This is a genomic window from Leisingera sp. CC-HEC096, from assembly GCF_059429235.1.
Genome location: NZ_JCAIJS010000001.1, coordinates 2,210,177 through 2,233,827, shown reverse-complemented (window position 1 = coordinate 2,233,827; position 23,651 = coordinate 2,210,177). Strand labels below are relative to the sequence as shown.

Here is a 23,651-nt window from a genome sequence, read left to right as displayed (position 1 = left end):
CTCGGCTGGTTGCGTCAAACCGCCGAGTTTGCAAAGGGCGCTTTCTGCGCATCGCGCCCCCTGAAGCGGTCCGCAGCATTGGCAGTAGCTCGCCGGGTTCGGTGAGTGGCCGCTTTCGGTGAGATGGCCCGAAAATTTTGCACCGGCAGCATCCTTGCCGCGTCACACCAAGTCTATGACCGCTTCGGGCTGGCTTGAGCCGATCACAACTGGCCTGGGGCAGGCTGGTGCTGGTTTCTCGGTGCTGTACCGCCGCAAGTCGGTAGTGAGCCCAACTTGTACCTTGGAATTTCTCGCTGCGCGCGCTCGCAGCAGCAAAATCGCCGCGACTGCAACATTTTCAGCACCGCCGTGCGGCGTGAAGAACGGTCATTCGTTCGGGATGCAGCGAGGTTGTATGTGGCAATCTACACGGTCTGCTGGAACAGTTCATAGCTACAGATGTTCCAAATGGCGCCATTTTGAAAGTGCAGGCAGTGAAACCTTGATGGCAAAGTGCAAAATCATAGTCGGCTTAAAAAGCCCCGCACCGACAGTAAGTAGCGAGTCGAAATTTGGACATGCGTTAGCTGATACTGCGTTCCGTGCTCAGAATAGAAAATCTTGCAACGCTATGTTTTTGCTAAAGTAACTAAGCCCACAGTCAGCCACCAAATCAAGGAGGACATGTGCAGCGCGTGCTGGTGGTCGGGAAACTTCTGAGTTGAAGCACTGATTAAATCTGACTTAGTGTGCCCTCGCATAATATATGACAGGAGTTTTATTGAAATGCCTTCATACACGCTTACCGAGACAGGCGCAGCGTCCTACGAGGTCAACCCTCACATGTTTGGCGGAAATCTTATCGGCGAAACAAATGAAACCACAGGTACGCCGAGCAGCCTGTTTCAAGAGGCAATGGCAGAGCTCGGCATGACAAGGCTGCGGTATCCCGCAGGCAAGGCAGAACCTGAAAACATCACAGAATTGGATCACTCCAAAAATGGAACAAGCAAGCTACGCGCAGATTTGCGTGAATATCTTGATTGGGTAAAGGGGAGCGGCACCGAAACGACGTTAGTTATCCCCGCGCTTGAAGAGAAGGCCAGTAATGCAGATATTCGCGAATGGTCGAAGCTTGTCTTAGACTACATGGGCGACGACGCAGAACTCATTGTTGCCTATGAAGTTGGTAATGAATACTGGGGAACTGCTGACGAAGTTGAGTATGGCAACAACGCCCGAAATATCATCAGGTCTCTTCAAGAGAGTCTGGACTCGGACAGCGAGGCGCATGAGCCCGGCATCTGGATTCAAACTGCAAATCCTGTTGGCGGTTCATCCAACTACAACGACGGCAACTCAGGGTCTATCACCGATGCTGACGCGATTCTGGCGCTTGGCACCTGGGACACCTCGGATAGACCATCCGACTGGCAAAGCGGGCAAAGTGCCAGCCAGTACTATAACTCCCTGACCTCTTTTGAAAAAAATATCATCAAAGCAAACTTGGAGCTTCTTGAGCGCCTAGACAGTGATCGAGATATCACCAATGGATTTCAGGCTGGAACAGCAGGTCTAAATGTGGACGGTATCGTTGCCCATTACTATTACAACAAGACAGATGACGCCTTTGGCGGCGATAATGCGGATCGGCAAAACAACGATCAAGATCACCGCTTCGCCGTATGGGAAGCAATGCTGCCGCAAGATGTGACGGTTCAGATAACTGAATGGAATGTGCGAGCAAGTAATTACCGGGAAACAGGGCTCAAAGCTGCTGGCGTCGTTCAAGAGCAGTTCCAGAATATGCTTGAGCTGGGTGTCGACGGCGCGGACTTCTGGGCGCTGAGGCACAATACAACAACGTCTGTTGCAGGCGATCACAGAGATGAGAACCCGATCAAACTGTCTCCTTCTGGCTTAATGCTGAAATACATGGCTGACAGCCTCGGGGGTTCAGGGCATAGTGCCATGTCCACGTTGGATATTTCTGGCTACGACAGCGAAAATGTCGAGGTCAATGCCTATGAAAGTCACTACAAAACCGTAATTTACGTCACATCACGCTCCGATGTATTTAATCAGGAGGTGACTCTGGATACGTCCGGCATCACTAACGGTGCATGGAATTGGAGTGGTCGGCATGTTGGCATTGACCCTGATAGCTCCAACGGTTTGAGCGAGCATTGGGCCTACGACACGGACGGCGATGAAATTTCTGGTACAAGAATCCGCAAACGAGTCATCTCGGCCGAAGAACGGACTGAACTTCGCGAGTTGCTTGGCAGCGATTTGGCAGATCAGTACCTCACCCCCGTAGGCGGCGGGGAATACAAAACGTACCTCCCCCACGTCGATGGTATTATTCCAAAGGTCGCCAACCCGCAATCATTGGAAGATTTCTATTTTGCTACGGAATCTGATGTGGTCGGCTTGGAAACTCTGCTTTCCAAAAATGATCTAGGTAGCGACCCGAACGGCTTGAGTTTCGAGCTAGACCCGTTTGAGTTTGTGGAAATCACTATTGATACCACACGCAGAATCGACGGGACAGGGAGCTCAGAAACTGTTTCCGGTGCCTGGGGGAGAGATGCGATTCATGGGTACAATGGTGATGATAAATTGTCAGGGAAACTGGGCGCTGACAGACTATATGGCGGCAACGGCAACGACACTCTTCACGGAGGCGACGGCAACGACTATCTCAAAGGTGGCAGCAATAATGACCGCCTCTATGGAGGTAAGGGAAGAGATACTCTTATCGGCAGCGAAGGCAATGACTACCTTCGGGATGACGCAGGAAAGGATGTCTTTAACGGCGGTAGCGGATCAGACACCGTTTCATACTACGGCCACAAATCTGGCATGACTGTGAACCTCGCTACCGGAGAAAATAGCGGTGGCGATACATACTTAAGCATCGAGCATCTTGTGGGTTCCAATTTAGCGGCTGATAATCTTTCCGGCAGCTCAGTAAGGAACAAACTGTCCGGTCATGCTGGTAACGATAGACTGGATGGCCTTGGGGGGAACGACGCACTTTTCGGTGGAAATGGTGATGATACGCTTCTAGGCGGCAACGGAAATGATCAGCTTGTTGGAGGGCGTGGAACAGACGACTTAACCGGTGGCGGTGGCGCAGATGTATTCGAATTCAAGTCTGGCGGCTTAATAGACTGGGACGATCTAAATGGGTCGTGGGCAGAAAAACAAGACCAGCTTGACCTAGTGACAGATTTTGTGATCGGAACAGACAGAATAAAATTCAATGACTTCGACGGTGTTTCTGCAATGTCTGACCTGAAGTCTTGGAAGACCACAATTGACGGTAACATCTACTTTACAGTGCAAGTTAGAGATACAAATGAGCGCATTTTGGTTGATGTGGAAGATTCAACGACGTGGTCCCAGTTTTTTGATGATGGCAATTTTTTGTTCACTTAAGTTGACGCCAGACGTTCTTCAGTAGCTCACATTTTTGGCACCGCCCGTGAGTGGGCGGTGTCCTTTGTTTCCCCCCCGGTTAAAATCCAACTTTCAAGGAGAACCTGACTCGTTAATCACCGCGAGGGAGAGTGAAAATGCCTACGCCCATGCTTGTTCTTGGGTGCGACATACGACCTTCACCCAAGCATGAAACTGTCCACGTAAAAGAAACCGGCAACAGGCTCCTCGGTCGCGCAGGAGAGTTCGTGATCGTTGCCAATTTTTGATGTAGACACGCAACAAGCGGTGATCGATCAGATTCTTAGGAGTCTCTTAAGGCGGACGTATAGGTTAACAACGGGTGTTTCCCGGGCAGCCAAGGAGCGGAAGGTTGACGAACGAAGTGAAGTGGGCTGTGGTCACAACTTGCGCAGAGCCTAGAAGGTTAGTCGAAGCGTTCATTGCACATCATCTGGCGATTGGCTCGAATGAGATAGTATTGTTTTTTGATGACCCTGCTGATGGTCTGGCCGACGCTTTCTCTCAAGTGCCAGGAGTAAAGTGCATCTGTTGTGATGCGGCATACTGGACCAAACGCAGGCCCAAGAAAGGTCGCCCTTCCGGGCATCGCCAGCGACAAACGCTCAACGCTGAGTATGCGGCCCGGAATCTCTGCGAAAGCGAGTGGGTCGCACACATTGATGTCGATGAGTTTTTGCTGCCGCGGTCTGCGGGATCAATCGCCGAGATGCTAAGCAGGACACCTGACACAATTGACGCTGTGCGCGTTCTTCCTGCTGAGAGAATGTTTGCAGGGAAATACTTACACGGTCGGTTGGACATGGACGGCATTTACAAGCTCAAACCCGAGTGGGGTAGTGGCTGGGGAAAAGAGCTCTATGGCACGCAGCTAGGTGAACTTTTTCCAAACGGCTTTCAAGGGCATGAAGTTGGCAAGAGCTTCAAGCGCCGGAAGAACCGCGATGCGCGTTTCAATATCCACTTCGTTCGGAAAGACGGAAAGAACATCCCGGAACACAAAGTCGAGCAGGATGAGGCCGTCTTGCTGCATTTGTTTCCCGCGTCTTATGAAGATTGGATTGGGAAGTATGAACGACGGGTTGATGACCAGGAATATTTCAACTCGATGCCCGGTCATGCCCAGAAGAGATATTCGATTTACGTGGAAGCACGAAAGCGAAACGGTGAGCTGTCTGTAGAAGAGCTTTTCGAAGTACTGAGTGTACTACCTGAAGAAAGCCCCGCACGCACCAATTATCCAGAATTGTTCCTCGACGTGGACTTGAATGTGGCAGACAAAGTGCAGCAGCTTGTCAGCCCCTTTCTTACACGCTCGAATTTTGAACACATGTCACCTCCTGATCTTTCTCCAATTCCTGAAACCCAGCGGGTTTTTCAGATCGGAATGAACAGGGGGGGGAGCAAGGAAATCAGCGCTATGTTTGGACGTCGGGGTATGAGCTATGCCCATTGGGATCGGGGACGGATTGCAAAAAGCCTCCAATCTGCGAAGGCAGCAGGTCGTAAACCTTTCGCTGGATACGAGAACTACCAGCTCTTGAGCGATATATCCTACGGAAGCAATGGGTCGCGCATTTACGATGGCTTTTACGATTTCGAATACATCGCGAAGTTTTATCGGAGTTCAATTTTCTTGCTGAATCACAGGCCGATAGACGAATGGCTTTCCAGTCGGCGAAAATTTCGCGATGGTAAGTATATGGCAGAACATATGGCGGCAGCTGGCATACGCTCGGAGGAGGCAATGCTCGCGAAATGGGCAGAGGATTGGCAGGCCCACGCCGAGAAAGTCAGGGAGAGCGCCGCCCATGGCAACATCCGGCTGATCGAGTACACTTTGAACACCGAGAAGCCGATTTCCTTTTTTAGGCGGCTGGAGAAAATGCTTGGGCGTGATGCCCTGCCGAACACAACAAATAGCTACTCGCCCAGCTAGTGCAACCGAGCGTTTACCAGTGGATCGCTGATAGCAAAGGCACGGCGCACTTTTGGCCAAAAGTGAAATATCTCCTCAGCCATCTTTTCCTCAAACACACCCAGTAGCAATGAACTTAGTGCGCCAGAGGATTGAAAAGCAGTTTTTATTTTTTCTGGCGTAACATTCTCGTCGCCAGATATCTTCCAAAAGGCCTCGAAGTCATTCACGGCAGAAATTGCTAGTAACATCCTTGCGAACCTAGGCTCTTCTCGGTTCGAAACAGACAAAAACAAATGGGCCGTCAATACGTCCAGTGCGGAATGGATAAGTGTGTCCTCAATCTTGATTTCCGCTTTGCAACTGCGAACGCAAACAATGTTTTCGAGCACTAGATCAATGGCAACTGAGTCCGACACTTCCAATAAGTCGCGCACGCGACCGAGGGAAATGGGGATTCCAATCACGTCAAATCTTGGCTTAGTCAGAAATCCCATTTTGGCCCTCCCAGCAATGAGCATTCGTACAATCAAAACTATGAGAAGATAATAGGTTAACGGACGGTTAAGAGGGGCCAGATTTAACGCTGCCCTTATTAAGTTCGACGCTTCAACTGTTTGTAATCAAGGTCACGACTTCTCACTGGCCTTCCGGCGTTTTCTCGTAGTTACATCGGACAGTTTGCCGCCATTGAAACAGATTGCAGCGAACTACCTCTTTGTCCGCGTCTGGATTGTCGGCGAGGGCTGCGGCGAAAGTGCGGTCTCGGTTCGGGTCAAATCGACACCCGCGAACGACCGCTTCGACGACATGCGCTGCATCGCAACGATGGGCGCGCTGCGTGCGCGAATGGATGCTGCGTCAGCAAAGGCCAAAATTCCAATGTCGGTTTTGTCCGGCTCCTCGTTAGCAGGTCCTGGCTGCAGCGAAAGGGCGGTTTGAATTCCGCGTCTCAGAGTGGCTTTGAATGGCCGGTCTCGCGACATCGACTGCAATGCAGCAGTGAGCGTACCGCACCTGCAAGCAAATGCTGCGTCAGCAAACACCTGAAAGGGCAATGGCAGCATTGTCCCGCGTCTGTCCCTTTCGATGCTGATTGTAGGCTGCGCTCGCGGCGAAGGGCGGCTTTCTCCCGTGCTGGTGCGGCATTCAGCTTAAGCCATGCTGCAAGAACGCGCGACTTTGCAAACTCCGCTATCTGCGCTCCGCTGCCCCCGGTGCAACCCGCAGCACCCCGTGAAGCAGCTCGGCCCTGCCGAGCGTCCGCTTCCGGGAAATTGACCATGAAATTTCGCACCAGCAGCATCGTCGGTGTGGCACCAGTTGTCTGCGACCGCTTAGGGCTGAGGGTGTGTGGAAACTCGTTTGGTTTCTCGACGATGAGGATGTTTCAGTCGATTTTGTGGAGGCAGCCGGATTTTGGGTCACTTTAGCGCCTTATGCGCCGGAGAGGGCTGAATCCGCGCTCTTGTGGCGTTTTTTGCGGTACGATTTGAGCTGAGCGCCGCCCACCAGGCCGGAATGGCAGTCAAAAGCCCACGTACCCCGATCAGGGCTATCATCCGCTTGATGTTATAGGCGAGGACATGGAAGGCCATCTCGGTGCGGACGTTCTTGAGCGTTCGCATCCGGAAGTGCGTCGCTCCCATCCAGCTCTTGATTGTGCCGAACGGGTGCTCGACGGTTGAGCGGCGGAGGCCCATCAAGGCCGGGTCGCGGCTCAAACGGCCACGCATCTCGTCGACCAGATGCTCGTGTTCCCATCGGGTGATACGACGTTCCCTGCCGGTCGTGCAGCGCGCCTTGACAGGGCAGGCCTGACAGACGTTGGTCCAGTATCGCCGTACCACCAGGCCGCCTTCTTCGGTCGTGTAGCGGTATGTCAGCGCCTCACCTGCCGGGCATCGGTAGATATCCGCATCCGCGTCATAGGCAAAGTCGGCCTTCACATACATGCCCTTCTTGCGGTTGCCCGAAGTCTCGGGCCGGGGGAGGGTTGTGGTGATGCCATCCTCGTGACAGGCCAGAATTTCCCGGCCGCTGAAATAGCCCTTGTCAGCGACCGCGCTCATTTCGTCGCGTTCGAGAGCGGCCTTCGCCGCCTTGGCCATCGGTGACAGCTGTTCACGGTCATGCCCGGCATTGATCACGTCATGCGCGACAATCAGATGGGTCTCGGTATCCACTGCGGATTGGGCGTTGTAGCCTACAAAACCGCTGCCTTTGGCGCTGGTGGCCATGGAGCGGGCATCCGGATCAGTCAGGGAGATCTGCCTGTCTGGGCTCTCCCTGAGCGCCTCGCCCATGTCCACCAGGCGCTCGATCTCCTGCCGGATGCGCTCGCAACGTTGCGCCAGGTTGGCGATCTTCCCGGCCCGGGCCTCGCCCTCTTCCTGACGGTCGATCCGGACCATTTCTTCAAGGTAGCGCTCGATGCTCGCGACCAGATGGGCGGTGCGGCTGGCGATCTTGCCTTTGGTGAAGTTCTTGTCGCGATTATTCACCGCCTTGAACTTGGAGCCATCGATGGCAACACAATCCCCCTTCAGCACCCCGATCCGGCGACAGAGTTCGACGAACTGCGCACAGGTCCGCCGGATCGCCGGGCCGTTGTCGCGCCGAAAGTCGGCGATCGTCTTGTGGTCCGGGACAAGCCGACCCGTCAGCCACATCACCTCGACATTGCGCCCAGCCTCCCGCTCCAGGGCACGGCTCGAAGGGACGCGGTTCAGATAGCCATAGATGAACAGCTTCAGCAGGACCGATGGGTGATAGCCGGGCCGTCCTGTCTGCGCCGGCGCCGTCCGCAGGAAACCGATCTCCCCAAGATCAATCTCGTCCACGAAGAGGTCAATCACGCGGACCGGATTATCCTCGTTTATCCAGTCTTCCAGCCGGGCCGGAAAAAGTGTCACCTGACTGCGGTCCGTACCCTCGATATATCCCGACATGCCTGCCTCCGGTCTTTGCCGAAAAGCATACAGCATCCGGAGTTTTCACACAGCCTCGGCTGACAGGTGCCGAATGCCCTCTGCGCAAAGGTGCGGGCTTGCAGGCGCAAGCTGCCGCTGGAGGTGCCGTCCAAGATGGGCCGGACGGTGTAGGCAGCAGCCTCAGCTGGGCAGGTTCTGGTTAGTCGCTAGGCGCAGCTGTGAAGCGCCAGGGCAGCACCTTGATTGGAAACTACATGGCTTAGCTTGAGTTGGTTGTTGGCAAGCCCGCTGACAGGCTAGTCCTAATGCAATACCACCTCCGATCGGCGAGGAATGGTAAGGGAATGGGGCTGGATCAACGGAGGTGGCGCAAGCGCTGCTGCTCGCGGTCATCGCCCTGATCGCTGCCAACATGGATCCGACGGCGCCGACCCCATCGCCAAAACCCTAAAAAGGGGCATATCTGCTTGCGCACGAGGCGAGTCGCTCATAGCCTCCGCGTCGTGGATTTCCTGTTCTGGGGCGAGTGCTTATGTTCGATGCCGTAATCGCAAAGAAAGCGAGAATGGAAAAGATCCTCCACGTCGCGAAGCGTAATCCCCGCGAGGACCTTGTAACCTCTTCTCTCTTCGGGATGCTGCGGCTTCTAGCGCCCGAGGCGCGGCAGACGGCGCTTTCAGTCCTATGCGACCACCCGCTGCCGAGCGACGCCAAAATCTATCTCTGGCCGTTCTTCATCGGCAGAGGCGAGAACTCCGAACCCGATGTCGTGCTGGAATTCATGGAGAATGGGCGGCGGGCCTTCTGGGTCATCGAGGTGAAATGGGGAGCGCCGCTCGGCGCGGACCAATGCGCTCGAGAGATCCGAACCGTAGCGCGTGGACGGTGCCGCCGCGGCGGTGTGCCCGCGGGTGAGCGGAACGTGCATGGCTACACACTCCTCGGGGCCGAGCCCAAGCACCAGAAGGCGGTGGCTGACCTGCGCCTCAAAGTCCGGAACGGGCTGGAAGCCGTCCCCTTTGACGGCATCAGATCGCTGGAATGGACTGCTGCTGTCGAAAAACTGCAGACCCTCGAACGTGAAGCAGACGACCCGGGTCTCAAGTCATGGTCGCGGCTGTCCGCCGACTTCCTCGCAGGGCAACCGCAGGGTGCTGTGCTTGGGGCCTGGCCGACGATGACAATGCCGATGAAAGGCAGCTTTAATTTCGATGCCGAGGAGAGGTTCGCCCTGCCGCCGATTACCGCTGTGCCAGCAACCCGATATAATTTCAGAGAGAACGAATGACTGATCACGATGCTATTCTTTGGCAGTCCGCGAGGAACCTACTCGACGCGCAAGAGAACCTGAACAAGCTCTACGAAGCGTTCTGGCAGGTCGAATGCAGCGACTCAGGGCTAAAAATCGAGGAGCTCGAAGAGGACGCGTCGGATGGGGAATTTCTCCAGCCCGTTTGGAACACCTATTTCGTCCACCGGCGGAACACTCGCTCCAACTCAAAGGCAAAAGGCATCGTGACGATCGCGATCCAGCTCACAGCGGACGAAGGCACCGAGGCCGACTGGGCGGACGGCAAGCGGTCCAAGGTCATCGTCGGGTATTGGCCTAACGGAATGGACGACGGTGCATGGGTCTTCACGACGGACGGACCCAACGACGCGGGCTATTGTGAAGAGTGGGTCGCAGAGAGGCGCTTCTGGCGCAGAGAGGACACTGAGGACAAGAGCTGGTTCTATGCCGTGCCGCTCAATCTTCTAACCGACACGAAATGTGTACGAGAACTCATCGTCGCCCCAGTGCATGAGATCCTGCGGGCCGGACCCGGTGACGTTTTCAGCAAGGTCGACGACTCCCTCGCCAAGGTAGAAGCCAGTCTCTGCCTCCCGCCGCAGCCCAGTGCCGCGTTATGACTCGGCTCTTCTTCATCGGTAACGTCCGCACAGTTGCCTATTAGCAGTGTTTCAAGGTTGCCTGCGCGGCGAAGGGCGGCTTGTGGTTGCGGTTATGCGGCGAAGAAGCCCACTCGACAGACTGAAAGGCCGAGTTTGCAAATGTAGCTATCTGCGCACAGGGGACTTAAGAGAAAACTAGACTGCGCTTGCAACGGATGGCGGCTGGCGACGCAGCGGTAAGTTATCGGGCTTGAATGAAACAGTGTCCAAACCCTGCTCCCGCAACCAAAATCCTCAAGTAATAACAAAGTCTTACGCCCCGCAGCAGCGGGGCTTTTTGCGTTTGCAGGCCTGGCCATTGCCGAGCTTGACTTGGGCAAAATCCACGTTCCAGACGTGATTAGGATACTTCGGCCGGATCAGGATGATTGAACGGTCTTTGTGGTATAGGGGCCTCCTCCTCGTATTCTCGTTCTCAAGGCTGTGCAGCTCCAGCAATTGAGACCTGCGCATGCCACCGAACTGGTGCCGCCAAGTGCAGCTGGCCGCATCGCAGGTACCAGCACCGCGGCAATTGGTGTGCATGCCGCTGCCATTCGCCAGCTTCAGTTCGATCTCAAGCTAGAGTTTCAGGTTGTCCCTGTCCAAATACTGCTTCCGAGCCATCTTCTGTTCCCCTTTATCGGCAAGAGTCGTGGCCCAGGTTCAGCGGGGTAAAGACAGCTGGCGGGCACCGCGGGCGGGAATCAGCTGGCTTGGTTGCCGAAAATCTCGGTAGTGCTTTGCAGGACGTGCGGCGCATCGGGCTGGTGCCGGAGATGGCCAGGTTGCCGTTCGGGTTTCCCCGCTCAGCCCCAACCAGGGACTTTGGTCGAATACCGCGGCTTCCGCCGATGGTCTAAGCCTTTGAGCAGCACCGGACCGAGTGCCTGCAATTGAAGGTGCATGGCCGCCAGTTCCGCTGCATTTCTTGGATCAATTGTTGGGAGGAATGGCATGAACATCCACACAACCGGGCTGGCCAATTCTGCGCTGGACACGGCGCATCTGGGCGTCGAGTTTCCGTTCAAGCCGCGCTATGGCAACTTTATCAACGGCGAATTCACCGCGCCCCGCTCGGGCCAGTATTTTGAAAACACCACCCCGATCAACGGTGATGTGATCTGCGAGATTGCCCGGTCGAACGCCGATGATGTCGAGGCGGCGCTGGATGCGGCCCATGCAGCGTTTCCGGCCTGGGGCAAGACCTCGACCACCGAGCGCGCCAACATGCTGCTGAAGATCGCCGATATCATGGAGGCAAACACCCAGCTGCTGGCCGCGGCTGAAACGCTGGACAACGGCAAGCCGATCCGTGAGTCGATCCATGCCGACCTTGCCCTCTGTGTTGACCACTGGCGCTATTTCGCGGGCTGCATCCGCGCCGAGGAGGGCCATATCTCGGAAATCGACGCCGACACCTATGCCTATCACATTCCGGAGCCGCTGGGCGTGGTCGGTCAGATCATCCCATGGAATTTCCCGCTGCTGATGGCGGTGTGGAAGCTGGCGCCGGCGCTGGCGGCGGGCAACTGCGTGGTGCTTAAACCGGCAGAGCAGACGCCGGCATCGATCATGGTTCTGGCGGAGCTGATTGCCGGTGTGCTGCCGGCCGGCGTCCTGAACATCGTCAACGGCTTCGGACTGGAGGCGGGCAAGCCGCTGGCCTCGTCAAACCGGATTGCCAAGATCGCCTTTACCGGCGAGACCACCACCGGGCGGCTGATCATGCAGTATGCCAGCCAGAACCTGATCCCGGTGACGCTGGAGCTTGGCGGCAAGTCACCGAACATCTTCTTTGAGGATGTGATGAGCGCTGATGACGCTTATTTCGACAAATGCCTGGAAGGTTTCACCATGTTTGCCCTGAACCAGGGCGAGGTCTGCACCTGTCCCAGCCGGGCGCTGATCCAGGAGTCGATCTATGACGACTTCATGGCGCGCGCGATCGAGCGTGTGAAGGCGGTGAAGCAGGGCAATCCGCTGTCCATGGACACGATGATCGGGGCGCAGGCGTCAACCGAGCAGAAAGAGAAAATCGCCTCCTATCTGCAACTGGGCAAGGATGAAGGCGCCGAGCTGCTGACCGGCGGCAATGTCTCTGCCTTGGAAGGGCTGGAAGGCGGCAATTATATCGAGCCGACCGTGTTCAAGGGCCACAACAAAATGCGGATCTTCCAGGAGGAGATCTTTGGCCCGGTGCTGTCCGTCACCACCTTCAAGGACGACGCCGAGGCGCTGGAGATTGCCAATGACACGCTTTACGGCCTGGGGGCCGGGGTGTGGACCCGCGACACCAACCGCGCTTTCCGTTTTGGCAGGGAGATCCAGGCCGGACGTGTGTGGACCAACTGTTATCACGCCTATCCGGCTCATGCGGCTTTTGGCGGCTATAAGCAGTCGGGCATCGGGCGGGAGAACCACAAGATGATGCTGGACCACTACCGTCAGACCAAGAACCTGCTGGTGAGTTACAGCCCCATTGCGCTGGGGTTCTTCTGAGCAGCCGAACGACGGGCGGCCCCGGGATATCCGGGGCCGTTTTCTTTCATTTGGCGGGGAGACTGCAATGACAGGGCCAACGAGCATGACTGTGACGGCAACAGAGGCGGCGCTGCAATTGATCGGGGAATTGAAGGCGCGGTTCGGGCCGGATCTCTTGTTTCATCAGTCCGGCGGCTGCTGCGACGGGTCCGCGCCAATGTGCTTTCAGCAGGGGGATTATATCGTCGGAGACAGCGATGTCCTGGTTGGAGAGATCGGCGCTGTGCCGTTTTACATGAACGCTGATCAATATGACCGCTGGAAGCATACCGATCTGGTGATCGACGCCATCGACGGTATAGGCGGGATGTTTTCGCTGGAAAACGGCAGCGGGAAGCGGTTCCTGACGCGCTCGGACGTGTGTCTCCGCTAAAGCCGCTTGCGGGCTGGTCAGACCAGAGCACGCTCCAGGAATGCGCGCAGTTCGCTTGTGTCTATCGGCTTGTGCAAAAGCGCTGCGTTCAGTCCGGCGCAGGCCGCCGCCAGATCTGGTGAGCGGTTTGCGGTGACCAAGCAAGCCGGGACCGACCCGTGCTGCGCCCTGAGGGAGGCAATTGCGTCCGTTCCCAGTGCGCCGTTGTCCAGCTGATAGTCGGCAATAATAGCATCGGGGCAGATGTCGATTTCCTGCAGCAGTGCGCTGGCCTCGGCGCAGCTGGCGCAGGGGAGCACATTGAGCCCCCAGCTCTCCAGCGTGATCTCCAGCGCCGCCCTGAGCCCGGCGTCGTTTTCGATCAGCGTGACAATCCGGTTTTCGAACGGGACCGCCGCAAGGGGGCTGGGGCCGGCCAGCGGCGAAGGCGCTCGCGCCGCCGTGCTGAGCGGCAGCTCCACCGAGAGGCAAGTGCCGAGCCCGACTTCGGAACTGAGGTTCAGCGGATGCTTCAACAGCCGGCAAGCCCGCTCTACAATGGCAAGCCCGAGCCCCATGCCGTCCGAAGGGCTGGCCTTGGCGTTGAGCCTCTGAAATTCCTGAAACACTCTGTCCTGATGCTCCGCGGGGATGCCGGGGCCGGTGTCGCGGACCTCAAGCAGCACGTGTCCATGCCGCTGCCGCACTCCGATAAGAACCTTTCCGCGATCGGTGTAGCGCACCGCATTGGAGGCCAGGTTTTGAAGGATGCGGCGCAGATAGGCGGCGTCGCTATCGACCACGGCGCTGCTCCGCACGACCCGGAAGTCCAGCCCCTTGAGCCGGGCAACGGGCTCCAGCTCGTCTTTCAGCTGGTCCAGCATTGCGCCAAGGCTGATGGCCGTGCGGTCAATGGCAGCGAGGCCGGAGTCGAGCTTGGAGATGTCCAGCAGGGCACCGAGGATGCGTTCAACCGCCACCAGGGCGTTGCCCGCCTTGGCCGCCCGGTCTCTGAGGCCCGCGTCGCGCAGATCGTCCTCCAGCGAGCCGACATAAAGCTTGGCAGCGGACAAGGGTTGCAGCAGGTCGTGGCTGGCGGCGGCGACAAACCGGGACTTGGAGGCATTGGCGCGTTCAGCCTCTGACAGCGCGTCCTCCAGTTCCAGCGTCCGTTCAGCCACTCGCTGCTCCAGCGTTTCGTTGACTTGGGAAATGGTGCGGACGGCGGCGCGTTCGGCGGTGACATCTGTAAAGCTGATGACAAAGCCTTTGTCCGGCATCTGCTGTGCAAAGACTGTCAGGATGCGGTCGCGGCCCAGACCGATCTCGAAGGAAAGCGGCGCCCGCTTGGCGGTGCTGGCAACCCAAGCCTCGACTTCTTCCGGCCGGGTGCCGCCGAGGATCCGGATGCTGTCCGCGGCCTGGCGGTACAGGGTTGCAAAGAACATGCCCAGCTGGAACTTACCCGCGGGCATCCACAAAAGCTCCCCGGCTCGGCGGTTCCAGCCGACCAGGCGGTTCTGGGCGTCAAAGATGCAGACACCCTGGTCGAGATGCTCCAGCGTTGCCTTTATCACCCGCGACTGGTCGTCGAGCAGCCGCTCGCGCTCCTGCCGCTCCAGCCGCATCATGTCGGTGATGTCGGTTTGCAGGATCACGGTGCCGCCGTCCGGGGTGCGGTGCTCGCTGACTTGCAGCCAGCTGTTGCCGGCCATCATCACGTTGAACACCGCATGGTCGTCCTTGTGGCGGGCGATCCGGTAAGCCTCCCAGCCGGCGGCGGTTTCTCCCTCCGGCAGTGCTAGATGGGCGCTGTTTGCCACCAGATTCACGTAGTCGGCAAATTTCAGACCCGGCCGTAGCGCATGGTAGATATCGGCCATGTGCTTGCCGAACCGTGTGTTGCACATGACCAGCACATCCTGCGCGTCAAACAGCGCAAAACCTTCCTGCACCGTCTCAATCGCATTGGCCAGATTGGCGCGGGCGGCCTCGGTTTCGGCATTGGCCAGCGCCAGCCTGGCGTTCGACTCGTTGAGCAGGTCCAGCGCATGCTCCAGCTCGCGGGTGCGCAGGCGCACTTCTTCCTCCAGCATCACAGCGCGCTGGAACTGGGCGTAGGCCTCGCCGGATGCATCCGAGCTCTGCTCGGCGCGGCGCATCAGGGTTTCCACGATCTTCAGCAGCTTCTGGTTCTGCCGCTCCGGCGGGTCGCTGGGGTCGATCAGCTCATGCACCATGGCTCAGCCCTCGTCCGGCGGATAGATTGCTACCCCGGTCAAAGTCTGGTTGACATGCATTGAGTTGATCTGCTCGCCGTAAGTCGAAAAACCGACCACCCGGTTGTCGCGCAGAATGCGGGAAATGTCCTGCGAGACCTGTTTCTGCTGCGCCTCCAGCCGCCGCAGGATGCAATCGCAGGCCAGGATAATCTCTGGGCGGCGCTCGGCGCTGAGGGCGGCCATTTCGCGCTCCAAGTGAGTGACCATATCCTCCGGCTCAGCCAGGGTCAGCACCACTCCTTCGTCGATGGCGGAAAAGAACACCAGCTCGTCGTTGTCGGCAACCCGCTGGATGGCGCGCACATGGTGCTGGTCGCCGAACTGCACCGCGACCGGGTGGGCGGCAAAGGTGAAGGGGGTGAGCTGTTCCGGATCTTTGCCAAGAACCCGGGCGTATTCGCGGGCCGCGGGTTCGGCATTGATCTCATGCACCACCCGGCGGGCCGGATCGGCCCCGGTCACCACCATGCGCTTCTGCGACGGGATCAGGTGGTCGGTCTTGAACACTTCGATCGGGCAGCGGCTGCGGACCTGGATCAGGATGGCGGCGTTGGAATGGGCTTGGCCGCCATGCAGCACATATGTCTTGCCGAAGTTGGTGCCGTCGCCCGCGGAACCTCCGAAAAAGGCCACCGGCCCCAATCCGACCGACAGTTGCGAGGTCAGCGTGTCCTCCTTGGTAGAGAGCCCATCGACCAGCAGGAAGGTGAAGTCCGACACCCAGTCACCGGTGTCTTGTGCCATGTGATTGCGGTTGCGGATCATCCGTTCGATCACGCTGTGCGGATCAAAGCTGCCGAGATCCTCGATCAGGATGGTGCGGGTCTGGAAATGCGACTGGGAAAACCCGATGGCAACGATCTCGCCCTCGACATAGCCGGCCGCTGAAATCTCTCCGGCAGAGGTGCAGCCGACAACCTGCGCCGGGGCAAAACGGCGCTGTGCCTCATCGATCAGACGGGCAACGTCGGTGTCTGGTGACAGAAACAGAACCACCAGCGATAACCCGTTGGGGTTCAGCGCCTGTGCGAGCTGTTCCACAGCGTCCGTTGCCCGGCAGTCAACCGAGCCGGACCGGACGACCTGAGGTTCCGCCACGGACGTGCGTGACGGACCATGGACAGGGTCCATCCTATTTCTCCTCCCCGTTTTTGCCCGCCAGATTAGGCGGGCGGCGGCGTGCCTTGCAAGACGTTAGCAAAGCTTGCCTGCTTGGCGGCTAGAACCGCCTGGGTGCGGCTTTGCACCCCGAGTTTCCGCATAATGGCGGTGATGTGGGCCTTAACGGTAGTTTCGGCAATAGACAACTCATAGGCGATCTGCTTGTTGAGCTTGCCCTCGCAGATCAGCTGCAGGATGCGTGCCTGCTGGTTGGTAAGCAGTGACAGCCGCTGAAGCACATCGTCGTTGTTTTCCGAGTCCCTATCCAGATGCACATAGCCGTCGGGCAGGAACACATCGCCTTGGCTGATTGTCTCCAGCGCTTTTTGGAACACATCGCGCTGGCTGTGTTTGGGGATGAAGCCATTGGCACCGGCATGGATGACTGAGCTGACGATACGGTTGTCTGCCATTGAGGACACCACGAGGATCGGGCAGCCGGTCACCTTGCGCAGGCGCAGCAGCCCGTCCAGCCCGTTGACGTCGGGCAGGTTCAGATCCAGCACCACCAGGTCAACGCGGACGCCGCCGGCGAGCATGTCGAGCGCAGCCTGCAGCGCCGGCGCGGTGTGCATGCTGCTGATCGCGGAAACGGCCTGCAGTGTCATCGCTAAGGCGTCACAGAAAAGCGGGTGGTCATCCACCAGCAGCGCCGCATGGAACTCTGGAGTGTTCGGCGTGTCGGTGTGTGTCGGCATATTTGCACCAGAACTGTTGTTTTCCTGCCAGCTTAGCAAGCTGACAGCAGCAGCGGTATACGCCTAAAGTCGCATATGGCAGGCGCGCTCCCTCCGGAAGCGCGTCTGTGTTCCTTGCTTGCGGCCCTCTGCCGGGCGGATCAGTCTGCTTGTGCAAGCTGGCGCGGCAGGCGGAACGTCCAGAGCATGCCGCCCTGGTTCAGGTAGTTGACCTTTTTGGCCACCTCGCCGCCCCACAGCGGCACCGCGCCGCCCCAGCCGGAAATGACCGAGACATACTGCTCGCCGTCCTGTTCCCAGGTGATCGGCTGGCCGACGATGCCGGAGCCGGTCTGGAACGACCACAGTTCCTCGCCGGTTTCGTCATCAAAGGCGATGAAACGGCCCTCGGGGGTGCCGGTGAACACGAGCCCGCCCGCGGTGGTCATCACCCCGGCCCAGAGGGGCGCGTCGTTCTTGTACTCCCACTTGATGTCGCCGGTGTCCGGGTCGATCGCCTTGAGGCTGCCGATATGGTCCTCGTAGTTCGGCTTGATGGTGAAGCCCGCGCCGAGGTAGGCGGCGCCCTTCTTGTAGCTGATCGGCTCGTTCCAGATGTCCATGCCCCATTCGTTCGAAGGCACATAGAAATTGCCGGTGTTCTGCGAAAACGCCATCGGCATCCAGTTCTTGCCGCCCAAGAACGACGGCGAGGCAAAGATGACCTCTCCCTTGTTGCCGTCGGCCGCATCCGCAGGGTTTCCGGGGCGGTTGTCCTCATTAAACACCGGGCGCCCGGTCTCGTCGATACGCTCAGCCCAGGTGATGTCCTTGACGAAGGGCGACGCACTGACGAATTTTCCATCTTCCCGGTTCAGGACATAGAAGAAGCCGTTTCGGTCGGCGGTGGCAAAGCGCTTGTTGCCGCTGCGGTCGGTATAGGCGACCACCTCGTTGACGCCGTCATAGTCCCAGCCTTCGCGCGGGGTGGTCTGGAAGTGCCACTTGATCTCGCCATTGGCGGGGTCGATGCCGATCCGGCTCGCGGCGTAGAGGTTATCGCCCGCGTTGCCCTCCACTGGGGTGCCTGCGTTGCGCAGGTGGCTGTTCCAGGGCGCCGGGTTGCCCGCGCCAAAGACCAGGGTATCGGTTTCCGCATCGTAAGAGCCGCCGAGCCAGGTGGCGCCGCCGCCGGTCTTCCACATGTCGCCCGGCCAGGTGGCGTTCAGGGTGCCGGTCATGGTGCTTTCCTCACCCTTGAAGGTGCCCATGTGGCCCTCGATCACCGGCCGGGTCCAGACCAGCTCGCCGGTTTCGGCGTCGCGTGCCTGCACCTCGCCGACAATGCCGAACTCGCCGCCGGAGTTGCCGGTGATCACCAGCCCGTTGACGATCAGCGGTGCTGCGGTCATCGAGTAACCGGCCTTGTAGTCGGCCACCTTCTTGCGCCATTTCACGTCGCCGGTCTTAAGGTCCAGCGCCACGATGCGGGCGTCCAGCGTGCCGAAATAGAAGGTGTCGCTATAGATCGCGCCGCCGCGGTTCACCACGTCGCAGCAGGGCAGGATACCTTCGGGCAGACGGGCGTCGTACTGCCAGATCTCCTGGCCGGTCTCGACGTCGATGGCATAGACCCGGCTGTATGAGCCGGTGATGTACATGATGCCGTCGTAGATCAGCGGCTGGGTTTCCTGGCCGCGCTGCTTTTCACCGCCCAGGCTGAAGGCCCAGGCAGGCACCAGGTTTGCGACATTATCCTTGTTCAGTGTGTCCAGCGGGCTGTAGCGCTGCAGGTGCCGCCCCATCCCGTTTGTGACCACCTGCGTTGTGGTCGTCTGGTCGTTCCTGAGGTCGTCTTCGGTGACCCCGGCGTGGCTGACGCCCGCCATCATGGTCCCCGCGGCGACCGCCGTGATGAAGCGGTTCATTGGGCTCCTCCCTATCATTGGATACTCCTCAGCCGCCGCCCTGTGCGGGCCTCCGGCCTGCCACAGTATCCAAGGCGTGCCGGGTTGGCGGTATTGCACAATGGTCGTATGCGGAAAGCGGCAGGGGCAGGGCGAGGCGCAACACGGCAAGGCTCGGCGCCTTGCGGCCCGGGTTTGCGGTGCATTAACCAGCGGTGTCCGCGGCCGCCTCAGCCCGGTTTCGCGGTCTTGCGGATCAGCCCGCGCGCCGGGTCGTAGCCCCAGACCGCCAGCCCCAGCCAGACCAGTCCGGACAGCAGCACCCAGGCCAGCGCGGCGGCGTTCAGCTGCTGATACAGCGCAAAGCGGATCAGCTCGACCACCTGGCTGAAGGGGTTCACGGCGCAGATATCGCGCAGAAGCGCGGAGCTTTCGGCCATCTTCCACAGCGGGTAAAGCGCGGTGGACAGGAAGAACATCGGAAAGATCACGAAATTCATCACCCCGGCGAAATTCTCCAGCTGGCGGATCACCGAGGACAGCGCCAGCCCCAGTGCGCCCAGCATCAGCCCGGCCGGGACCAGGGCGGGCAGCAGCGCGGCATAGCCGCCCCAGCCGAAGCGGATGCCGAACAGCGCGGCCAGCGCCAGGAACACATAGACCTGCAGGATCGAGATCGCGGTGCTGGCCAGCAGGCGGCAGACCAGCAGCCACCAGCGCGGCAGCGGGCTTGTCAGCAGCAGCCGCATTGAGCCCATTTCCCTGTCATAGACCATCGACAGCGAGCTTTGCATGCCGTTGAACAGCAGGATCATGCCGCACAATCCGGGCACGATATAGACCTCGTAAGTGGTGTAGGTGGCATAGGGCGGGGTGATTGACAGGCCAAGCGCGGCGCGGAAGCCCGCGGCGAAAACCACTAGCCACAGCATTGGCCGCACCAGTGCCGCGACAAAGCGTCCGCGCTGGCCGATGAACCGCAGCGCCTCGCGCTGCGTGATTGCTGTCAGGGCGGCCAGCCAGGCGGTCATGCCGCCTGTTCCGTCAGCCTGAGGAAGTGATCGGCCAGCCCCAGACCGCCGCGCAGCTGGCGGGCGGTTCCGTCTTGCGCCAGCCTGCCGCGGTGCAGGATCAGCAGCTGATCGGCGTCCTCAATCTCGTCGGTCAAATGGGTGGCCCAGAGCACCGTCAGCCCCTTGCGCCGCGACAGGTCGTGCACATGATCGGTGATCGCGCGCCGGGTGGCCGCGTCCAGCCCCACTGTCGGCTCGTCCAGCAGCAGCACTTTGGGGTGGTGGATAAGGCTGCGGGCAATCTCCAGCCGGCGGCGGTGGCCGCCATTGAGATCGCGCACCCGCTCATCCAGCCGGCCGCGCATCTCCAGCCGTTCCAGCGCGGCCTCGATCCGGGCCTGCGCCCTGGCACCGCGCAGCCCGTGCAGGGCGGCGAAATAGCTGAGATTGCGCTGCACCGTCAGGTCTAGATCCAGTGTCGGCTGCTGGAAAACCACCCCCATCTGCCGCAGAGCCTTGCGCGGAGCGCGGGCCATGTCGTGGCCGCCAACTTCAATCCTGCCCCGCGGCGCGGTGAACAGGCGGGTAAGCAGTGCAAACAGTGTCGATTTGCCCGCCCCGTTGGGGCCCAGCAAGGCGCAGAAGGTGCCGGGTTCAACCCGGAAGCTGACCCTGTCCAGCGCCTGCCGGGTGCCGTAGGCATAGCTCAGGTTTTCTACCCGAAGCCCGGTCATTGGATGGTGATCTCCAGCCGCTGAGTATCGCCGGTCGAACCGGGCACCTTAAGATGGTAATTCCCGGGTTTCAAAGCAATAAAACCAATTTCCATCTCGCCGGCCTCGTCAAACTCGATGCTGTCGAGCCCCAGCGGGCGGATCTCAAGGCCTTCCACGACAATCTCGTCGATCCAGACCGCACGGAAGAACTCAGAACCCGTCAGCGCCAGCTCCTGGCTGCCGTCGCCTTGAATCTCGAACTCGTAATAGGTGCCGGATTTCAGCGCCCAAGGGGCGTCGGCCAGTGGCATCCCTGCGGACAAAGTGACCGGCGGCAGGTCTTCTTTGTTGGAGGCGGACAACAGCCCGGCGAGGCCGAGGCCCGCCTGGCCCTGATCGTCATCATCGCTATCTGCGAAGCCGGCTGCGGGCAGGGCCAAGCACAGAACCGTGGAAAGAATACGGGATTTCAGCATCGGGTGTCCTCCTGTCGGGATGCGGTTGCCGTGGGGCGGCAGGTGTCAGGGCCGCAGCGCCGCTCCCCAGGGAAAGCGGCCGACCTTGATGGATTTCAGTGCCTGGCGCTTGGCGGTGTCGATCACGGTGACATCGCCGGACACGCCGTTGGTGGTGAACAGCAGCGACCTGTCCGGGGAAAACGCCATGTGCCAGACCCGGCGGCCAACCAGGATGTAGTCTTCCACCTCAAGCGTCCCGGCATTGACCACCGCAACATGGTTGGACGGTCCTAGCGCAACGAAGGCGGTTCTTTCATCGGCCGTGAAGGCAAATCCCACTGGCTGCACCCGGTCGGGATGCACACCTTTGACATCGAAGCTTATCTTTCCAGTCTCAGTCTGAGTGGCGGTGTCGAAAACGGTGATGGTGCCGCCGATCTCGGAGGAGACCCACAGCGCGCTGCCGCCTGCGGTGAATTCGGCGTGGCGGGGCCGGGAGTCGACCAGCGTATTGGCAAACAGCTGTTGCGTTTCCGTGTCGATCCAATGCGCCATATTGGTGGTCTCTGAGGTGGTGATGGCGATTTTGCCATCGGGCGAGACCGCCATGCCTTCGGGTTCGATCCCGACATTGATCTGTGCGACCACCTTGCGGGTTTCGGTGTCGACCACCGTGGTCACGGCATCGTCCTCATTGGCGATGTAGAGATGCCGGTCGTTCGGGTGCAGCACGAATTGCTCGGGATCCTCGCCGGAGGGCAGCTCGTGCAGGATCTCGCCGGTGGCGGCATCCAGAACCTGAACCGTGTCGCTGTCAGAGGCGCAGACATAGGCTTTTGAGAAGTCCTTGGAAAAGGTGATGCCGCGCGGCCGCTCCCCGGTTTCGATGGTGCGGACCACTTCCAGCGTGGCGATGTCGATCACGCTGATGGTATCGTCCTTTTCGTTTGTGACCCAGATTTCCGCGGCATCAAGCGTTGCGGCCGGGGCCAGCAGCGCTGAGAAGGCGAGCGCGGCAAGGGGTTTTGCAATAGATGTCATTGGAAGGCTCCGCAGCGGCTTTCGGGTTCATCAAGGCCCAGGGTGTCGAGTTCGCTGTGCTGGTGCAGGAAGCCGGGCAAGGGTGCCTGCGCCGCCAGCGCGCGGGGGGTGGCGAGCGGGATCGGCTGGCGCAGCTGGCCGTTCCAGCGGCGGTAGCTGAGCGGCCGGCCCTTGAAACCGGCCAGCTCGAAACTGTCCGACAGGATGAAGCTGCGCAGAACTGCCGCGCCGGCGGAATTCGTGCGCGTCACCGCCTCGCCGATGGTTCGCATCGCGGCCCAGGCGGCATAGTCCCGGGCAAGCATCTTGCGGCCGGCGAGCTCCTGGAACCGGGATTGAAGCTGCGCCGCGCCCCATTGCTCGACCACCGGCGCCCAAGCCGTTGGCACTAGCCCTTCGGAACCGGCAACCGGCCGCGGCAGCCAAGTGTTGTAGGGCAGATAGCGGGCAAAGTCCTGCAGCTCGTCGGCAACCAGCAGCAGGTCATGGCGACCCAATTCCTGCGACATCAGCGGTACCTCCTGGGCGGCATTGCGGCGCATGTCGGCACCATAGTCCCAGGTCTGCTCGGCAGTGATTTCCAGCCCGAACTTGGCGGCGCTCTGGCGCAGCGCAGCGGCAAACGCCTGATCCTGCGGGTGGCTGCCGGAAATCAGCGCCAGCCCGGTCCAGCGCTTGGACAGCGCAAACTGCATCAGTGCGTCGCTGCGCATCAAGTCCGAGGGCAGGCTGTGCAGGAGGTTGCGGCGGCAGTCGCCGCTGCGCAGGCCGGTGTCCGGGCTAGCGCTGTTGAACAGCAGGGCATTCTGCGCCTCCGGCAAGTCGGCAGCGGCCAGCAGCGCCGGTTTGGGCGCATCCAGGATCAGCAGCTTGCTGCGGCTCAGCGCCGTCCGCACCGCCGCGGCAAAATCGCCGTCCTCAGGGACGGAAATGGCCTCCAGGCTGTAGCTGTGCCCTAGAAAGCCGCCGGTGGTCCGGTTGTCGGTCAGCCCCAGCTGCGCGCCTGTCTCGCCAAGATCCGCGGGCGGCGGATCAAGATTGGAGAGGGTCGGGGGCTGCACCTCCTGCTGTTTCAGGTAGATGACCGGCACCTCAACCCCGTTCGCCGCGGCAAAGGCAGCGGGCAACAGGGCCATCACGAATGTGATCAGAAAGCGCATCGGAACACCCGGTTTTGTCTGGATGGGTTGAGCGTACTGCCGCCCGGAGGTTCGCTGCCATTGGACCAAGGTCGTAGGCTGCCTGCGCGGTTCTCCAACTTAAGTCGCGT

Annotated in this window: 18 protein-coding genes and 1 pseudogene; 8 read left to right on the top strand and 11 right to left on the bottom strand. The window is 59.5% G+C overall.

Annotation, left to right across the window (positions count from 1 at the left end):
* Window positions 1–175: 175 nt before the first annotated feature.
* The 3 genes from AC5STI_RS10795 to AC5STI_RS10785 all read left to right on the top strand — a co-directional run bounded on the left by AC5STI_RS10795 (window position 176) and on the right by AC5STI_RS10785 (window position 5,386).
* Window positions 176–631, top strand: coding sequence for a hypothetical protein (locus AC5STI_RS10795; RefSeq protein WP_495446642.1), 456 nt, complete (start codon window positions 176–178; stop codon window positions 629–631).
* Window positions 632–768: 137 nt separating this feature from the next.
* Window positions 769–3,426 (top strand): calcium-binding protein, encoded by a 2,658-nt coding sequence (locus tag AC5STI_RS10790; protein ID WP_495446641.1) that lies wholly within the window; start codon window positions 769–771, stop codon window positions 3,424–3,426.
* A 373-nt stretch (window positions 3,427–3,799) separates the two neighbouring features.
* A complete protein-coding gene (locus AC5STI_RS10785) occupies window positions 3,800–5,386 on the top strand; it encodes a glycosyltransferase family 2 protein (RefSeq protein WP_495446640.1) in 1,587 nt (528 codons plus the stop codon).
* Here the strand turns inward: AC5STI_RS10785 and AC5STI_RS10780 are convergent.
* On the bottom strand, window positions 5,383–5,862 hold the full coding sequence (locus AC5STI_RS10780) for a hypothetical protein (protein WP_495446639.1): 480 nt from the start codon (window positions 5,860–5,862) through the stop codon (window positions 5,383–5,385). The two genes, AC5STI_RS10785 and AC5STI_RS10780, sit on opposite strands and share 4 nt — an antisense overlap.
* Before the next feature lie 193 nt (window positions 5,863–6,055).
* Here AC5STI_RS10780 and AC5STI_RS10775 point away from each other — a divergent pair, with 193 nt between their 5' ends.
* Window positions 6,056–6,307 carry a hypothetical protein gene (locus AC5STI_RS10775; protein ID WP_495446638.1) on the top strand — a complete coding sequence of 84 codons (252 nt, stop codon included), beginning with the start codon at window positions 6,056–6,058 and terminating at the stop codon, window positions 6,305–6,307.
* A 572-nt stretch (window positions 6,308–6,879) separates the two neighbouring features.
* Here AC5STI_RS10775 and AC5STI_RS10770 read toward each other — a convergent pair.
* A pseudogene (locus tag AC5STI_RS10770) lies at window positions 6,880–8,316 on the bottom strand (IS1182 family transposase); the annotation flags it as partial.
* A gap of 547 nt (window positions 8,317–8,863) precedes the next feature.
* On the opposite strand from AC5STI_RS10770, the gene AC5STI_RS10765 reads away from it, so the two are divergent.
* The 4 genes from AC5STI_RS10765 (at window position 8,864) to AC5STI_RS10750 (ending at window position 13,147) form a co-directional block, all read left to right on the top strand.
* Window positions 8,864–9,586: a hypothetical protein gene (locus AC5STI_RS10765; RefSeq protein WP_495446637.1), complete on the top strand. Its 723-nt coding sequence runs from the start codon at window positions 8,864–8,866 to the stop codon at window positions 9,584–9,586.
* Window positions 9,583–10,209 carry a hypothetical protein gene (locus tag AC5STI_RS10760; protein WP_495446636.1) on the top strand — a complete coding sequence of 209 codons (627 nt, stop codon included), beginning with the start codon at window positions 9,583–9,585 and terminating at the stop codon, window positions 10,207–10,209. Before AC5STI_RS10765 ends, AC5STI_RS10760 begins: the two co-directional genes overlap by 4 nt.
* 978 nt (window positions 10,210–11,187) lie before the next feature.
* On the top strand, window positions 11,188–12,732 hold the full coding sequence (gene adh / locus AC5STI_RS10755) for an aldehyde dehydrogenase (RefSeq protein ID WP_495446635.1): 1,545 nt from the start codon (window positions 11,188–11,190) through the stop codon (window positions 12,730–12,732).
* A gap of 67 nt (window positions 12,733–12,799) precedes the next feature.
* Window positions 12,800–13,147: a DUF779 domain-containing protein gene (locus AC5STI_RS10750; protein WP_495446634.1), complete on the top strand. Its 348-nt coding sequence runs from the start codon at window positions 12,800–12,802 to the stop codon at window positions 13,145–13,147.
* A gap of 17 nt (window positions 13,148–13,164) precedes the next feature.
* Here AC5STI_RS10750 and AC5STI_RS10745 read toward each other — a convergent pair whose 3' ends face one another.
* The 9 genes from AC5STI_RS10745 to AC5STI_RS10705 all read right to left on the bottom strand — a co-directional run bounded on the left by AC5STI_RS10745 (window position 13,165) and on the right by AC5STI_RS10705 (window position 23,541).
* On the bottom strand, window positions 13,165–15,366 hold the full coding sequence (locus tag AC5STI_RS10745; RefSeq protein WP_495446633.1) for a sensor histidine kinase: 2,202 nt from the start codon (window positions 15,364–15,366) through the stop codon (window positions 13,165–13,167).
* Between the two features lie 3 nt (window positions 15,367–15,369).
* Window positions 15,370–16,539 carry an FIST N-terminal domain-containing protein gene (locus AC5STI_RS10740; protein ID WP_475047302.1) on the bottom strand — a complete coding sequence of 390 codons (1,170 nt, stop codon included), beginning with the start codon at window positions 16,537–16,539 and terminating at the stop codon, window positions 15,370–15,372.
* A gap of 32 nt (window positions 16,540–16,571) precedes the next feature.
* Window positions 16,572–17,267: a LuxR C-terminal-related transcriptional regulator gene (locus AC5STI_RS10735; RefSeq protein ID WP_495446632.1), complete on the bottom strand. Its 696-nt coding sequence runs from the start codon at window positions 17,265–17,267 to the stop codon at window positions 16,572–16,574.
* 140 nt (window positions 17,268–17,407) lie between these two features.
* Window positions 17,408–19,174 carry a PQQ-dependent methanol/ethanol family dehydrogenase gene (locus AC5STI_RS10730; protein ID WP_495446631.1) on the bottom strand — a complete coding sequence of 589 codons (1,767 nt, stop codon included), beginning with the start codon at window positions 19,172–19,174 and terminating at the stop codon, window positions 17,408–17,410.
* A 209-nt stretch (window positions 19,175–19,383) separates the two neighbouring features.
* Window positions 19,384–20,184 (bottom strand): ABC transporter permease, encoded by an 801-nt coding sequence (locus tag AC5STI_RS10725; protein WP_495446630.1) that lies wholly within the window; start codon window positions 20,182–20,184, stop codon window positions 19,384–19,386.
* On the bottom strand, window positions 20,181–20,900 hold the full coding sequence (locus tag AC5STI_RS10720; protein WP_495446629.1) for an ABC transporter ATP-binding protein: 720 nt from the start codon (window positions 20,898–20,900) through the stop codon (window positions 20,181–20,183). Before AC5STI_RS10720 ends, AC5STI_RS10725 begins: the two co-directional genes overlap by 4 nt.
* The gene (locus AC5STI_RS10715) at window positions 20,897–21,358 is read right to left on the bottom strand and encodes a cupredoxin domain-containing protein (RefSeq protein ID WP_495446628.1); all 462 of its coding nucleotides are present in this window, start codon (window positions 21,356–21,358) and stop codon (window positions 20,897–20,899) included. Before AC5STI_RS10715 ends, AC5STI_RS10720 begins: the two co-directional genes overlap by 4 nt.
* A 45-nt stretch (window positions 21,359–21,403) precedes the next feature.
* Entirely contained in the window at window positions 21,404–22,381 is a 978-nt protein-coding gene (locus AC5STI_RS10710) for a YVTN family beta-propeller repeat protein (RefSeq protein ID WP_495446627.1), read from the bottom strand.
* The gene (locus tag AC5STI_RS10705) at window positions 22,378–23,541 is read right to left on the bottom strand and encodes an ABC transporter substrate-binding protein (RefSeq protein ID WP_495446626.1); all 1,164 of its coding nucleotides are present in this window, start codon (window positions 23,539–23,541) and stop codon (window positions 22,378–22,380) included. Before AC5STI_RS10705 ends, AC5STI_RS10710 begins: the two co-directional genes overlap by 4 nt.
* Between the last annotated feature and the right edge of the window lie 110 nt (window positions 23,542–23,651).